Genomic DNA, 15,659 nt, shown 5'->3' on the forward strand with positions numbered 1-15,659 from the left:
ACTGGCAGGGTAATGGACAGAAAAAGAGCAACGCTGACAGGCCTGGCGGCCATATTGCTGTGGAGCACCATGGTGGGTCTCATCCGCAGCGTCAGTGAAGGACTGGGCCCGGTGGGCGGCGCGGCGATGATTTACACCGTCAGCGGGCTGCTGTGTCTGGTAACGGTGGGTTTTCCCGATCTTCGGCGTTTTTCCAGGCGCTATCTTCTTGCGGGCAGCATCCTGTTTGTCAGCTATGAGATGTGCCTGGCCCTGTCGCTGGGATATGCCGCGACGCGCTCACAGGCGATTGAAGTCGGTATGGTCAATTATCTGTGGCCAAGCCTGACGATTGCCTTCGCGATTTTGTTCAACGGGCAAAAATCCACCCTGTGGGTCATCCCTGGGCTTCTCATCTCGCTGTTGGGGGTGTGCTGGGTTTTAGGTGGCGAAAACGGTCTGCAACTGAATGACATCATGCAGAACGTCGTTTCAAGTCCGCTGAGTTATGGGCTGGCGTTTGCTGGCGCTTTTATCTGGGCCGCCTACTGCACCGTCACCAGCAAGTATGCCAAAGGGCAAAATGGCATTACCCTTTTCGTCCTGCTGACCGCCCTGAGCCTGTGGGTCAAATATGCCGTCAGCGATCAGCCCGAAATGGTGTTCAGCGTCCCGGTTGTGGTGAAGCTATTGATGTGTGGGGTTGCGCTTGGCTTTGGCTACGCCGCCTGGAATATCGGTATTCTTCACGGTAACGTCACGGTGCTTGCGGCTGTCTCTTATTTCACGCCCGTTCTTTCCGCCGCGCTGGCGGCTATTGTGCTGAGCTCTACGCTTTCATTCTCATTCTGGCAAGGGGCATTAATGGTGTGCGCCGGATCGTTACTGTGCTGGTATGCCACGCGCAAATAGTATTTTTATTTTTTGCCGGGTACCCAATATGCCCGGCACAAAATTAACAATTATTTAATGTGTGATCACACCCTCGAATATAATTGGTAACATTCGAGACAACTAAAATTTCTGTATAGAATGCCCACAGATAGCCAGAGCCGTTGTGGAAGTTGACATAAACTGACAACACAGGTAATTAGTTCAGCGCCAATATTACCGCGCTATATAGCACAAAGTGCAATAGTTTATTTCTGAATATTTCACTTAGAAAACAGACACCGGCTCACCGGAAAATTCATAATCCGCTGTTTTATAATATGTTATCGCGCCCCACACGTTGATACTCTCTGTCAAATTCCTTTAATTCCCCAGAAAAACTAAAACGTCCAGAAATTATTTACAGCCATATTATCGTGCTTTGTTAATAATCAATTTATGTCTATATATTAACCTGATTGAGCGATTTAAGGGCAATTTACCCGATCGGGATCACACTAATTGAAATTATCTTTAATATTTTGAAACTTATTATTGAAAGCAGTCTATGGAATTTTAAAAATAGTCTGCCATTGACGATAAGCCTCGTTTAAAAATCGCTCAGGTGGCTTAGGAAATACCTAAATAAAATTATAAGGATTATTTAAGATGAAACTTAAATTAGTTGCAGTGGCAGTGACTTCCATGTTGGCAGCTGGCGTTGTTAACGCGGCTGAAGTTTTTAACAAAGACGGTAACAAACTGGATCTGTACGGCAAAGTTACTGGTCTGCACTATTTTTCTGATGATGCTGGTAGCGACGGCGACAAAACGTATGTTCGTCTGGGCTTCAAAGGTGAAACTCAGATCAACGATCAGCTGACCGGATACGGCCAGTGGGAATATGAGTTCAAGGGCAATCGCTCCGAAGCTCAGGGTTCCGACGGCAACAAAACCCGTCTGGCCTACGCTGGTCTGAAATTCGATGAATTCGGTTCCTTCGACTACGGTCGTAACTACGGTGTGGCTTATGACATCGGCGCATGGACTGACGTTCTGCCAGAGTTCGGTGGCGATACCTGGACGCAGACTGATGGCTTCATGACCGGCCGTACCACTGGCGTTGCAACCTACCGTAACACCGACTTCTTTGGTCTGGTTGACGGCCTGAACGTGGCTGCTCAGTACCAGGGTAAAAACGACCGTTCAGAGATCACCGAATCCAACGGTGACGGCTGGGGTCTGTCTTCTACCTATGAATTCGACGGCTTCGGTGTGGGTGCGACCTACGCGAAATCTGACCGTACTGACCGTCAGGTTCGTGCTGCAAGCAACCTGAACGCCGGTGGCGAAAACGCAGAAGTCTGGGCTGCTGGCCTGAAGTACGATGCGAACGACATCTACCTGGCAACGACCTACTCTGAAACCCGCAACATGACGGCGTTCGGTAACGGTCACGTTGCCAACAAAGCGCAGAACTTCGAAGTTGTGGCGCAGTACCAGTTCGACTTCGGTCTGCGTCCATCCATCGCTTACCTGAAATCCAAAGGTAAAGACATCGGTTCTTATGGCGACCAGGATCTGGTTGAATACGTTGACGTTGGCGCGAGCTACTACTTCAACAAAAACATGTCCACCTACGTTGATTACAAAATCAACCTCGTGGATGACAGCCAGTTCACCAAAGATGCCAAAGTGGCTACCGACAACATCGTGGCTGTAGGTCTGACCTACCAGTTCTAAGATCTGTTAGTTCAAAAGGCCAGCCCTCGCGGCTGGCCTTTTTTATTACTGCTGCCCTCCGACCTTCGCCAGACTAAACCAGATCCCGACCGCCAGAATCAGCAGCATGCCTCCCGCACTGCCCAGGGCCACGCTGTGCGAGGTGATGAACGCAGTTTTCGCCGCCGTCATCACCGGCTCGGCCAGCGACGGCGTCAGCTCCTGCGCCACCTTCATCGCTTCACCGATGGACGACGAGGCTTTATCGGTCAGCGACGCGCTCAGCCCCTGCGGCAGTACAATAGACGCCGAAAAGCTGCGGGTTAACAGCAAACCGAAAATGGCGATCCCCAGACCAGCGCCCAGCTCGTAGGACATGGTTTCGATCGCGCCTGCGGCGGCCGCTTTCTCTTTCGGCGCGGCAGCCATGATCGCTGACGTCGATGCCAGCAGTGCGCTGGCGGCACTGAAGCCCAACAGCACCATCAGGCTCCACGCCTGCCACTGTTGGGTGCTGAAATCAAGCATCGACAGGCCGATAAAACTGACTGCGCTTAGCCCCATGCCTCCGGCCGCGACAATGCGCAGCCCCAGACGCCCGACCAGCACGCCCGCGATCGGCCCGCTAAATCCGCTCGCCACCATCACCGGCAGCATAAATATCCCTGCTTCAAACGGCGTAAAACCATGCACAAACTGCAACTCCTGCGCCATCAGCAGTTCAAAGCCCACCAGCGCAATCATGGCGGTCATCGCCATGACCACGCCGCTTAAAATAATGCGATGGCAAAACAGACGCATGTCGATCATCGGTACGCGCGCGCGCAGCTGGATACGGACGAAGATAAACAGCATCACCGCCCCGGTAAGCAGCGTAATGGTCACCATCCACGGCGACAGCACCCCTTTCAGGGCGGTTTTGGCGCTATAGACCAGCAGTAAAATCGCCACAATTAGCATAATGGCATGGCTGATATTGAGCGGCTGCTCGGGCCGCCCCTGCTGAGCAGGCACAAAGCGCGCAGCAAGCGAAACCACCATCAGCACGATCGGCACATTAATCAGGAAGACCGAACCCCAGTAAAAGTGCTCCAGCAGCATGCCGCCAATCAGCGGGCCAAACGCCGCGCCGCCCGACCCAACGGCAGCCCAGACGCCGAGGGCGATATTACGGTGCCGCGCATCAATAAACAGCGTGCGGATCCCTGCAAGCGTAGCCGGAATAATCATCGCCGCGCCAATCGCCAGCGACGCGCGGGCGGCAATCAGCCAGCCCGCGGACGGCGCAAAAGCCGCCGCTAACGATGACAGGCCAAACAGCACGCTGCCGATCATCAGCAGGCGCTTAAAACCTATGCGATCGCCCAGCGCGCCCATCGGCAGCACCATCCCCGCCATCACCAGCGAGTAAATATCAATAATCCACAACAATTCGTTGCCGCTGGCACCCAGCGTCATGCTCAATGTTGGCGCCGCCACGTGCAGCACCGTCGCGTCAATCGCCACCGGGATATATACCAGCACGATAATCACTAACGCTAACCACTGACGAAACATAAATTTCCTTTTCAGTTAAAAACTGGACACATGTCCAAATTGCGATCCTACGTAAAGTTGAACACTTGTCCAGCTCTTTGTTACACTCGTTTCGTTGCCATTGAGAGTGAGAAATTATGCGTTATCTGAGCAAGGACGAGCGGCGGGAAGAGATCCTCCAGGCCGCGATGCGCGTGGCGCTGACCGAAGGATTCGCTGCAATGACCGTGCGCCGCATCGCCACCGAAGCGGGCGTCGCTACCGGGCAGTTGCATCACCACTTTGCGTCGGCGGGCGAGCTTAAGTCGCTGGCGTTTGTCCGGCTAATCCGCGATTTGCTGGATGCTGAAATCGTTGGCGAAAACGCTGGCTGGCGCGAGCGCCTGCATGCCATGCTCGGCAGCGATGACGGCGGGTTTGAGCCCTACATTCGGCTGTGGCGAGAGGCGCAAATTCTCGCCAGCCGGGATAGCGATATTAAAGGCGCCTACGTTTTGACTATGGAGATGTGGCACCAGGAAACGGTTGCGATTATCAGGGCCGGGGCGGAGGCCAACGCCTTTACGCTTGCTGACCAGCCGGAAAATATCGCCTGGCGTTTAATTGGTCTGGTATGTGGCCTGGATGGCATATACGTATTAAATATGCCTGAAATGGACGACGCGGCCTTTAATAAGCATCTGGATAAACTTATCTCCCTCGAATTGTTTTAATACTCCCATCGGGGTATTAATTTCCGCAAAAAGTTACAATTAGTAACACATAAAGCGAACCCAGATTCCCATTCCAAACTCAGGGATTCGCTTTTTTATCTATCCTTTCAGATGTATCCCATAACATCCAATAATTCCTACAAGCTATCGACAGGTATCTTTCTGTTTTTATTTAATTTTTTCTCTCCACTTGGGTAAGCAAGAGGGTGATATGTCACATCAAAGCGAGAAGAGTAACCAGCATCTGTTGAGTAACTGGAAACCGGAAAATGCGCAATTTTGGGAGAATAAAGGGAAACATATCGCACGAAGAAACCTGTGGATTTCCGTGGCGTGTTTGCTCCTCGCGTTTTGTGTCTGGATGTTGTTTAGCGCTATTGCGGTAAACCTTAATAAGGTCGGATTTAATTTCAGCACCGATCAGCTTTTTATGCTAACGGCATTACCTTCTCTCTCCGGCGCGATATTGCGTGTCCCCTACTCTTTTATGGTGCCGATATTTGGCGGGCGTTACTGGACCGTGTTAAGCACCGTTATCCTGGTCGTACCCTGTGTCTGGCTTGGGATCGCCATCCAGAATACCGCCACGCCTTACTGGGTCTTTATCATCATTGCACTGCTGTGCGGTTTTGCCGGCGCCAACTTCGCTTCCAGCATGGGAAACATCAGCTTCTTCTTCCCGAAAGCCAGACAGGGCAGCGCGCTGGGCATTAACGGCGGGCTGGGTAACCTGGGTGTGAGCGTGATGCAGCTGGTTGCGCCGCTGGTGATTTTCCTGCCGATGTTTACCTTTCTCGGCGTTCATGGCGTCCCCCAGGAGGATGGCTCGACGATGTGGCTGGCGAACGCGGCGTGGATCTGGGCGCCGCTGCTGATTCTGGCCACCCTTGCGGCGTTTTTTGGCATGAACGACATCGCCAGCTCGAAAGCATCCATTGCCAGCCAGCTTCCGGTACTTAAGCGCTTTCACCTTTGGCTGCTGAGCCTGCTTTATCTGGCAACCTTCGGCTCGTTTATCGGTTTCTCGGCAGGCTTTGCCATGCTGTCGAAAACCCAGTTTCCGGACGTAAATATCCTCCACCTCGCCTTCTTTGGCCCGCTGATTGGCGCCCTGGCGCGTTCGGCTGGCGGGATGATTTCAGACAGGCTGGGCGGCGTACGGGTGACGCTGATCAACTTCGTCTTTATGGCCATCTTTAGCGCCCTGATTTTCCTGACACTCCCCGGGTCTGGTTCAGGCAGTTTTATCGCCTTCTATCTGGTCTTTATGGGCCTGTTTCTGACCGCAGGCCTGGGCAGCGGCTCGACCTTCCAGATGATCGCGATTATCTTTCGCCAAATCACCCTCGACCGCATAAAAAAACAGGGCGGGAGCGACGAACAGGCACAGCATGAAGCGGTGACCGAAACGGCTGCCGCGCTGGGCTTTATCTCTGCCATCGGTGCGGTAGGCGGGTTCTTTATTCCCAAAGCCTTTGGCACATCCCTGGCGATGACCGGATCCCCTGTGGGCGCCATGAAAGTCTTCCTCGTGTTTTACATCGTCTGCGTACTCGTCACCTGGCTGGTGTACGGCCGCAAATCCTCACAAAAATAATAACTACATCTTCGCCGGAGCGTGATGCCTCACCCTCCGGCCATGCTATCGAAGCAGGAGAAATGTCATGAGCAAACTGTTGGACCGCTTCCGTTACTTCAAAACAAAAGGCGACAGTTTCGCCGATGGGCACGGGCAGGTGTACCACACCAACCGCGACTGGGAGGACAGCTACCGTCAACGCTGGCAGTTCGATAAAATTGTGCGATCCACCCACGGCGTTAACTGCACCGGCTCCTGTAGCTGGAAGATTTATGTCAAAAATGGCCTGGTGACCTGGGAAACCCAGCAGACCGACTACCCGCGTACCCGCCCTGACCTGCCTAACCACGAACCACGCGGCTGCCCGCGCGGCGCAAGCTACTCCTGGTATCTCTACAGCGCCAACCGCCTGAAATACCCGCTGGTGCGCCGTCGGCTGATCGAACTCTGGCGCGAGGCGCTGGCGCAGCATACCGATCCGGTGCTGGCCTGGGACGCCATTCAGAACGATCCGCAGAAAGCGCAGAGCTACAGGAAGGCGCGCGGTAAAGGCGGTTTTATCCGCTCAAACTGGAAAGAGCTTAACCAGCTGATTGCTGCCGCCAACGTCTGGACCATCAAAAACTACGGCCCGGATCGGGTAGCCGGTTTTTCCCCCATCCCGGCCATGTCGATGGTCTCTTATGCCGCCGGTACGCGCTATCTCTCCCTGCTCGGCGGCACCTGCCTGAGCTTCTATGACTGGTATTGCGATCTGCCTCCGGCGTCGCCGATGACCTGGGGCGAACAGACCGACGTGCCGGAATCGGCGGACTGGTACAACTCCAGCTATATCATTGCCTGGGGCTCGAACGTGCCGCAGACGCGTACCCCGGACGCCCACTTCTTTACCGAAGTGCGTTACAAAGGCACCAAGACCGTCGCCATTACGCCGGACTTCTCGGAGGTGGCAAAGCTCAGCGACCAATGGCTGGCCCCCAAACAGGGTACCGACAGCGCCCTTGCCATGGCGATGGGGCATGTGATCCTCAAAGAGTTCCATCTTGATAACCCGAGCGATTACTTCCTCAACTATTGCCGCCGCTACACCGACATGCCGATGCTGGTTCTGCTGGATGAACAGGCTGACGGTCGCGTGGTGCCGGGCCGCATGCTGCGTGCATCGGATCTGGCCGACGGGCTGGGTGAAACCAATAATCCGGAGTGGAAAACCATCGCCTTTGACGTGGCCGGAAATCTGGTGGCGCCGAATGGTTCCATCGGCTTCCGCTGGGGTGAAAAAGGCAAATGGAACCTGGAGTCGCTGGCCGCGGGACAGGAAACCGAGCTGACGCTTTCCCTGCTCATCACCCACGACAGCGTGGCAGACGTGGCCTTCCCTTACTTCGGGGGCAACGAGAACCCGCATTTCCGCAGCGTGAAGCAGGAGCCGGTGCTGACGCGCCGAGTACCGAGTAAGACCCTGACGCTGGCCGACGGCAGCCAGAGACGCGTGGTTAGCGTGTACGATCTGGTGCTCGCAAACTACGGCCTCGATCGCGGTCTGGAAGACAGTAACGCGGCGACAAACTACGCCGAGATAAAAGCCTACACCCCGGCCTGGGGCGAACAAATTACCGGCGTCCCCGCTTATCTGATAGAAAAAATCGCCCGTGAATTTGCCGACACGGCGCATAAGACCCACGGACGGTCGATGATCATTCTCGGGGCCGGTGTGAACCACTGGTACCACATGGACATGAACTACCGCGGGATGATCAACATGCTGGTCTTCTGCGGCTGCGTCGGGCAGAGCGGCGGCGGCTGGTCGCACTATGTCGGCCAGGAAAAGCTGCGCCCGCAAACCGGCTGGCTGCCGCTGGCCTTCGCGCTGGACTGGAACCGTCCGCCGCGCCAGATGAACAGCACATCGTACTTTTACAACCACGCCAGCCAGTGGCGCTATGAGAAGCTCACCGCAAGGGAGTTGCTTTCTCCCCTCGCAGACGCATCGAAGTTTACCGGTCACCTGATTGATTTCAACGTCCGCGCCGAGCGTATGGGCTGGCTCCCTTCCGCGCCGCAGCTCAACCTCAACCCGCTGCACGTGAAAGCTCGCGCCGACGCCGCCGGGATGTCGCCGCAGGATTACACCGTACAGGCGTTAAAATCGGGTGATATTCGCTTCGCCTGCGAACAGCCGGACAACGGCAAGAACCACCCGCGCAACCTGTTCGTCTGGCGTTCTAACCTGCTCGGTTCGTCCGGGAAAGGCCATGAATACATGCTGAAATACCTGCTTGGCACCGAGAGCGGTATTCAGGGTGAGGATTTAGGCTCAACGGACGACGTGAAACCTGAAGAGGTGGAATGGCAAACCGCCGCCATTGAGGGCAAGCTGGATCTGCTGGTGACGCTTGATTTCCGTATGTCCAGCACCTGCCTGTTCTCGGATATCGTCCTGCCCACCGCCACCTGGTATGAAAAAGACGATATGAATACCTCGGACATGCATCCGTTTATTCACCCGCTCTCCGCCGCCGTTGACCCGGCGTGGGAGTCCCGCAGCGACTGGGAGATTTACAAGGGCATCGCCAAAGTCTTCTCTGAAGTGTGCGTCGGGCATCTTGGCACCGAAACTGACGTGGTGCTACAGCCGCTACAGCATGACTCCCCGGGGGAGCTGTCGCAGCCTTTTGATATTCTGGACTGGCGCAAAGGCGAGTGCGATCTGATCCCCGGCAAAACAGCGCCAAACATTGCAGTCGTCGAGCGCAACTATCCGGAAACCTACGAGCGCTTTACGGCGCTTGGCCCGCTGCTGGACACGCTCGGCAACGGCGGAAAAGGCATATCGTGGAACACCCAGAATGAGGTCGATTTCCTCGGCAAGCTCAACTACGTCAAGCTCGACGGCCCGGCCAAAGGCCGTCCGCGCATCGAGACCGCCATTGATGCTTCAGAGGTGATCCTCGCCCTTGCCCCGGAAACTAACGGTCAGGTCGCGGTCAAAGCCTGGGAAGCCCTCGGCGAACTGACCGGGCGCGATCACACCCATCTGGCGCTGAACAAAGAAGATGAGAAAATCCGCTTCCGCGATATTCAGGCGCAGCCGCGCAAAATTATCTCCAGCCCAACGTGGTCCGGCCTTGAGAGCGAGCACGTGTCGTATAACGCAGGCTATACCAACGTTCACGAGCTGATCCCGTGGCGCACGATTTCGGGCCGCCAGCAGCTGTATCAGGATCATGCCTGGATGCGCGCCTTCGGGGAGAGTCTGGTGGCCTATCGTCCACCGATTGACACCCGCAGCGTTACCCATATGCGCGAAATCCCGCCGAACGGATTCCCGGAAAAAGCGCTTAACTTCCTGACGCCGCACCAGAAATGGGGCATTCACTCCACCTACAGCGAAAACCTGCTGATGCAGACCCTGTCGCGCGGCGGGCCCATCGTCTGGATCAGCGAAACCGACGCGCGCGAGCTGGGCATTGAGGACAACGACTGGATTGAAGCCTTCAACGCCAACGGCGCCCTCACCGCCCGCGCGGTGGTCAGCCAGCGCGTGCCGCCGGGCATGACCATGATGTACCACGCTCAGGAGCGAATCCTGAACATTCCGGGTTCAGAAGTAACCGGACGGCGCGGCGGGATCCACAACTCGGTTACCCGTGTCTGCCCGAAACCGACCCACATGATCGGCGGCTACGCGCAGCTGGCGTACAGCTTCAACTATTACGGCACCGTCGGCTCGAACCGCGACGAGTTCATCATGATCCGCAAAATGAAAAACATTAACTGGCTGGACGGCGAAGGTCGGGATCAAGTACAGGAGGCGAAAAAATGAAAATACGCTCACAGGTTGGCATGGTACTGAATCTCGATAAATGCATTGGCTGCCACACCTGCTCGGTCACCTGTAAGAACGTCTGGACCGGGCGCGAAGGGATGGAGTACGCGTGGTTTAATAACGTCGAAACCAAACCCGGCATCGGCTATCCGAAAAACTGGGAAGATCAGGATGAGTGGCAAGGCGGCTGGATCCGCGGTATTCACGGCAAGCTGACCCCACGCCTCGGCGGGAAAATGGGCGTCCTGTCGAAAATTTTCGCCAACCCCGTGTTGCCGCAGATTGACGATTACTATGAACCTTTCACCTTCGATTACCAGGATCTGCACCGCGCCCCGGAGGGGGATCACCTCCCTACCGCCCGCCCACGTTCGCTGATCGACGGTAAGCGGATGGATAAGATCGTCTGGGGACCAAACTGGGAGGAGCTGCTGGGCGGCGAGTTCGAAAAACGCGCCCGCGATCGAAATTTTCAGAAGATCCAGAAAGAGATGTACGGCCAGTTCGAAAACACCTTCATGATGTACCTGCCGCGCCTGTGCGAGCACTGCCTGAACCCGAGCTGCGTCGCCACCTGCCCGAGCGGTGCGATTTACAAACGCGAAGAGGACGGCATTGTGCTGATCGACCAGGACAAATGCCGCGGCTGGCGTCTGTGCATTAGCGGCTGTCCGTACAAAAAAATCTACTTCAACTGGAAAAGCGGCAAGTCAGAGAAGTGCATCTTCTGCTATCCGCGCATCGAGTCCGGCCAGCCGACTGTCTGCTCGGAAACCTGCGTCGGACGCATCCGCTATCTCGGGGTGCTGCTGTATGACGCAGACCGCATTGAAGAGGCGGCCAGCACCGAGCATGAAACCGATCTGTATGAGCGCCAGTGCGACGTGTTCCTTAACCCGAACGATCCGGCGGTGATTGAAGAAGCCCTGAAGCAGGGCATCCCGCAGAACGTCATCGACGCAGCGCAGCGTTCCCCGGTTTACAAAATGGCGATGGACTGGAAGCTCGCCCTGCCGCTACACCCGGAATACCGCACCCTGCCGATGGTCTGGTATGTGCCGCCGCTGTCACCGATTCAGTCCTACGCGGACGCGGGTGGTCTGCCGCAGAGCGACGGCGTACTGCCTGCGGTAGAAAGCCTGCGCATCCCGGTGCAGTACCTGGCAAATATGCTCAGCGCGGGCGATACCGGCCCGGTGCTGCGCGCCCTGAAGCGCATGATGGCAATGCGTCACTACAAGCGCTCCCAGACCGTGGAAGGCGTGACCGATACCCGCGCCATTGAAGAGGTCGGCCTGACCGAAGCGCAGGTTGAAGAGATGTACCGCTATCTGGCGATTGCCAACTACGAAGACCGCTTCGTGATCCCCACCAGCCACCGCGAAATGGCACGCGACGCTTTCCCGGAGAAAAACGGCTGCGGCTTCACCTTCGGCGACGGCTGTCACGGCTCCGACACAAAATTCAACCTCTTCAACAGCAGCCGCATCGACGCGATCAACATCACCGAAGTGCGCGATCACGGGGAGGGAGAGTAATGCAAATCCTCAAAATCATCGCGCTGCTCATTGAGTATCCCGATGAGCTGCTGTGGGAAAACCGTGACGAAGCGCTTTCCCTGGTGGAACAGGATGCGCCCATGCTGCTGCCGTTTGCGCAGCAGCACCTGAGCGCCCCGCTGCTGGATAAGCAGGCCGAATGGTGTGAAGTCTTCGAGCGGGGACGCGCAACGTCGCTGCTGCTGTTCGAGCACGTTCACGCCGAGTCGCGCGATCGCGGTCAGGCGATGGTCGACCTGATGAGCCAGTATGAGAAAGCCGGGCTGGAGCTGGATTGCCGCGAGCTGCCGGACTATCTGCCGCTCTATCTGGAATATCTCAGTATCGTCAGCGACGACGAGGCACGTGAAGGGCTGCAAAACGTCGCGCCTATACTGGCGCTGATTGGAGGCCGCCTGAAACAGCGCGAGGTCGCGCATTACCAGCTGTTTGACGCCCTGCTGTCGCTGGCGGAAACACGGCTTTCCAGCGACAGCGTGGCGAAACAGGTATCCGGTGAAATACGGGATGATACCCGTCAGGCGCTGGACGCCGTGTGGGAAGAGGAACAGGTCAAGTTTATCGAAGACAACGCCACATCGTGCGACAGTTCGCCGATGCAGCAATATCAACGACGCTTTAGCCAGGACGTCGCGCCGCAGTACGTGGACGTCAGCGCCGGAGGCCCAAAATGACTCATTACCTGAACGTGTTTTTCTATGACATTTATCCGTACATCTGCGCCACCGTCTTTTTCCTTGGCAGCTGGCTGCGCTACGACTACGGGCAGTACACCTGGCGCGCCTCGTCGAGCCAGATGCTCAGCAAGCGCGGGATGAACTGGGCTTCGAACCTGTTTCATATCGGCATTCTGGGGATCTTCTTCGGGCACCTGTTCGGCATGTTAACCCCGCACTGGATGTACGCCTGGTTTTTACCCATCGCGGTTAAACAGCAGTTAGCCATGATTGCGGGGGGCATTTGCGGGGTGCTAACGCTGATTGGCGGCTCTATGCTGCTGATCCGCCGCCTGTTCAACCAGCGGGTACGTGCCACGTCCACCACGCCGGATATTATCATCATGAGTATCCTGCTGCTTCAGTGCATCCTTGGGCTGTCGACCATTCCTTTCTCCGCCCAGTATCCTGACGGAAGCGAGATGATGAAGCTGGTCGGCTGGGCGCAGGGGATCGTGACGTTCAAGGGAGGCTCGTCGGAAATGCTGAGCGGCGTCGCGCCGATCTTCCGCGTGCATCTGGTGCTGGGGATGACGATCTTCCTTATCTTCCCGTTCACCCGCCTGGTGCACGTGTGGAGCGCGCCGTTTGAGTATTTTACCCGTCGCTATCAGGTTGTGAGATCGCGCCGTTAATTTTGTCGGGTGGCGGCTACGCCTTATTCCACCTACGTTCACACTCCCGTAGGCCCGGTAAGGCGTAGCCGCCACCGGGCTATTTCCCCGCCTGCGGATGCGTATCAAACCCCGCCATCACGGCCGTCAGCTCTGCCAGGGTAAAGCCGTGCTTCGGGTCATCAACGCCCAGGCCAAACCGCGCCTGCATCAGCTGATACAGCGCCTCCGCATCCGGCAAATGGATCTGCTCTTCCACATGACCGTTCTGCCAGTGGGTAAAATTAAAGTTGGTCAGCGTTAGCTTGCCCCCGTCCGGCAGGTGGCGACACATCAGCAGGTGATGACGGAAATGGGACTGCGGCCAGTGCGCCGACCAGAAGTTTCCCATCACGTAATCGTTGAAGTACTGGGTCGCCAGGTCAAAATGGTACATCGACTGCCAGTGGTCGTGATGGCGGAATTGCAGTATCCAGTCGTTACCCTCGCTCAGCAAACGATAACGCCCGTGCGGGGTTTCCTGTTCCTCGTTGGCGATCAAACGAATCGGCGCCGTCAGCGTTTGTCCGCCAAATCCCACATCGGCGATCCAGCGCTCGCCGTTCAGCTCAACCAGCAGCAACCGGTGCGTACGCGGCGGCATCTGCGACGGATTGGCCAGCACAACCCGCCCCAGCACGCTGCGCACCGTAAACCCGACTTCGCGCAATACCCGCTCAAACAAGCCGTTTTGCTCGAAGCAATACCCCCCTCGACGTGCGGTGACCAGTTTATCCACCAGACACCCGTCGTCCAGATGGATTTCCCGCGGCAAAACGACGTCGATATTTTCGAAGGGGATCGCGCAGTTATGGTGTAAATGCAGCCCCCGCAGGGTATCGATATTAACCTGTACGGGCTGCTGCCAGCCCGTGCGGGCAAAATAAGCACTCAGAAATGGGGACATGATTTGCTCCAGGAGGTGATATCCCCTGTTTATAAACTATTTTCCCTTTTGCATATGCGTAAAAGTGCTTTTTCGTCATACTCATCGTGTACACGAGGAGATCCTATGAGCCACTTTCGCCCTGTTGAATTACGTCACGCCAGCCGCCTTCTGAATCACGGTCCAACCGTGCTCATCACCAGCCGGGATGAGACCATCGATCGTCGCAATGTCATGGCCGCCGCATGGTCTATGCCGGTGGAATTTGAACCCCCGCGTATCGCGATTGTGGTAGACAAAAGCGCGTGGTCACGGGAGTTGATCGAACGCAGCGGGAAATTCGGCATTGTGATCCCCGGCGTGGCGGCAGCCAACTGGACCTGGGCGGTCGGCAGCGTCAGCGGGCGCGACGAGGATAAATTTAACTGCTACGGGATCCCGGTTATTTATGGCCCTGAGCTTGACCTGCCGGTTATAGAAGAGAAATGTCTGGCTTGGATGGAGTGCCGGTTATTACCTGTCACCTCTGCGGCAGAGAAATATGACACTCTGTTTGGCGAAGTGGTTTCCGCCGCGGCGGATGAACGCGCATTTGTCGCCGGACGCTGGCAGTTTGACGGGGATAAGCTGAATACGCTGCATCATCTGGGAGCGGGTACGTTTGTCGCGAGCGGGAAAATGGTGAAGGCGCTGGAATGATTTTTTAATTATACCCATATGAATTATATAAAATTTCAATGGCATTTTATGTTTATCATGACGATGTTAAACGGAGGATATTTCAGAAGCTGTTGTATAAACAATCTTTCGTAAAGGAAATATCCATGTCATGGAACAAAGATGGCGCAATATCATATGCGAAATCACACGCGCAGCCCAGCAGCACGGGTAATTGTGCTCGTTACGTAACAGAAGCGATCAGAGCGGGTGGTCGATTAAAACTCCCCAACACGCGTCTGGCAAAAGATATGGGGCGCACATTAGTCAATGCAGGCTTTCACAGGGTATATGATCAACCCCATGCTGGTGACGTCGCAGTTATCCAAAATATAGTTGGTCATGATAGCGGTCACGTTTGTATATACGATGGTCAACAGTGGATCAGCGATTTTGTGCAACGCACCATGTATCCTGGGCAGGCTTACCGCAACATACAACCTCATTACGAACTGTTCAGGCATGATTAATGAAACCACTCTACTTTTTACTTTTCGCCCTGTCTCCGCTCGCGGCCGCAGAAAATATTTATGCACCGGGTCAGGCGGCACTTAAATTCAATCAATGGTATATAGCGCAGTTAGATCAGAACAAACCACCCGTACTCAATCCAGACATTATGAACGAGTACGTAGCCTCAGGGACCATTGCAGCAATTAAAGAAATGTACTCTGGCGACAGTAACGATAAAGATATGCCCGATGCGGATATGTTTATCAAAGCGCAGGACTGGGATGATGACTGGAATCAGATAACCGTCTTACATTCTGATTTTGACGCCGTATGCACAAACGTCTATGTCGCATTTGGTAAGAAGCAAGATCATGTTATTGCAGATTGTCTCGTTGAAGAGCAAGGAAAATGGAAAGTGCGATCGGCGACGCTAATTAAGTAACAGGC

General features: G+C 55.5%; 13 protein-coding genes. 11 read left to right on the plus strand and 2 right to left on the minus strand.

All coding sequences use genetic code 11. The features are described from left to right. The first annotated feature begins 12 nt into the window (after positions 1–12). Positions 13–891 carry an aromatic amino acid DMT transporter YddG gene (yddG, locus tag BFV63_RS11435; RefSeq protein ID WP_003857042.1) on the plus strand — a complete coding sequence of 293 codons (879 nt, stop codon included), beginning with the start codon at positions 13–15 and terminating at the stop codon, positions 889–891. A gap of 627 nt (positions 892–1,518) precedes the next feature. Then, complete coding sequence (ompC, locus tag BFV63_RS11440; protein ID WP_057059359.1) at positions 1,519–2,592, plus strand: porin OmpC; 1,074 nt, start codon at positions 1,519–1,521, stop codon at positions 2,590–2,592. Positions 2,593–2,637: 45 nt separating this feature from the next. Here the strand turns inward: ompC and BFV63_RS11445 are convergent, their stop codons facing one another. Continuing rightward, positions 2,638–4,128, minus strand: a complete 1,491-nt coding sequence (locus BFV63_RS11445) for an MFS transporter (RefSeq protein WP_003857038.1) — start codon at positions 4,126–4,128, stop codon at positions 2,638–2,640. Between the two features lie 116 nt (positions 4,129–4,244). Between BFV63_RS11445 and BFV63_RS11450 the strand changes: the two genes are divergently transcribed. From BFV63_RS11450 to narI, 6 genes are all read left to right on the plus strand, one after another. Further along, positions 4,245–4,820, plus strand: a complete 576-nt coding sequence (locus BFV63_RS11450) for a TetR family transcriptional regulator (protein WP_003857036.1) — start codon at positions 4,245–4,247, stop codon at positions 4,818–4,820. Positions 4,821–5,031: 211 nt separating this feature from the next. Beyond that, positions 5,032–6,417 (plus strand): NarK family nitrate/nitrite MFS transporter, encoded by a 1,386-nt coding sequence (locus BFV63_RS11455; protein ID WP_023324681.1) that lies wholly within the window; start codon positions 5,032–5,034, stop codon positions 6,415–6,417. A gap of 67 nt (positions 6,418–6,484) precedes the next feature. Further along, entirely contained in the window at positions 6,485–10,225 is a 3,741-nt protein-coding gene (locus BFV63_RS11460) for a nitrate reductase subunit alpha (protein WP_057059360.1), read from the plus strand. After that, on the plus strand, positions 10,222–11,766 hold the full coding sequence (gene narH / locus BFV63_RS11465) for a nitrate reductase subunit beta (protein WP_003857031.1): 1,545 nt from the start codon (positions 10,222–10,224) through the stop codon (positions 11,764–11,766). Before BFV63_RS11460 ends, narH begins: the two co-directional genes overlap by 4 nt. Further along, positions 11,766–12,461 carry a nitrate reductase molybdenum cofactor assembly chaperone gene (gene narW / locus BFV63_RS11470; RefSeq protein WP_023324683.1) on the plus strand — a complete coding sequence of 232 codons (696 nt, stop codon included), beginning with the start codon at positions 11,766–11,768 and terminating at the stop codon, positions 12,459–12,461. The genes narH and narW overlap by 1 nt, the downstream gene beginning before the upstream one ends. Then, on the plus strand, positions 12,458–13,138 hold the full coding sequence (gene narI, locus BFV63_RS11475) for a respiratory nitrate reductase subunit gamma (RefSeq protein WP_003857027.1): 681 nt from the start codon (positions 12,458–12,460) through the stop codon (positions 13,136–13,138). The genes narW and narI overlap by 4 nt, the downstream gene beginning before the upstream one ends. Positions 13,139–13,217: 79 nt before the next feature. Here the strand turns inward: narI and nhoA are convergent, their stop codons facing one another. Continuing rightward, on the minus strand, positions 13,218–14,063 hold the full coding sequence (gene nhoA / locus BFV63_RS11480) for an N-hydroxyarylamine O-acetyltransferase (protein ID WP_003857025.1): 846 nt from the start codon (positions 14,061–14,063) through the stop codon (positions 13,218–13,220). Positions 14,064–14,168: 105 nt separating this feature from the next. Here nhoA and BFV63_RS11485 point away from each other — a divergent pair, with 105 nt between their 5' ends. From BFV63_RS11485 to BFV63_RS11495, 3 genes are all read left to right on the plus strand, one after another. Beyond that, the gene (locus BFV63_RS11485) at positions 14,169–14,741 is read left to right on the plus strand and encodes a flavin reductase family protein (RefSeq protein WP_003857024.1); all 573 of its coding nucleotides are present in this window, start codon (positions 14,169–14,171) and stop codon (positions 14,739–14,741) included. A gap of 125 nt (positions 14,742–14,866) precedes the next feature. After that, a complete protein-coding gene (locus BFV63_RS11490) occupies positions 14,867–15,229 on the plus strand; it encodes a hypothetical protein (protein WP_045350013.1) in 363 nt (120 codons plus the stop codon). Beyond that, positions 15,229–15,654, plus strand: a complete 426-nt coding sequence (locus BFV63_RS11495; protein ID WP_003857021.1) for a DUF3828 domain-containing protein — start codon at positions 15,229–15,231, stop codon at positions 15,652–15,654. Before BFV63_RS11490 ends, BFV63_RS11495 begins: the two co-directional genes overlap by 1 nt. Positions 15,655–15,659: the final 5 nt, after the last annotated feature.

Source organism: Enterobacter hormaechei subsp. xiangfangensis, assembly GCF_001729785.1.
GTDB lineage: Bacteria > Pseudomonadota > Gammaproteobacteria > Enterobacterales > Enterobacteriaceae > Enterobacter > Enterobacter hormaechei_C.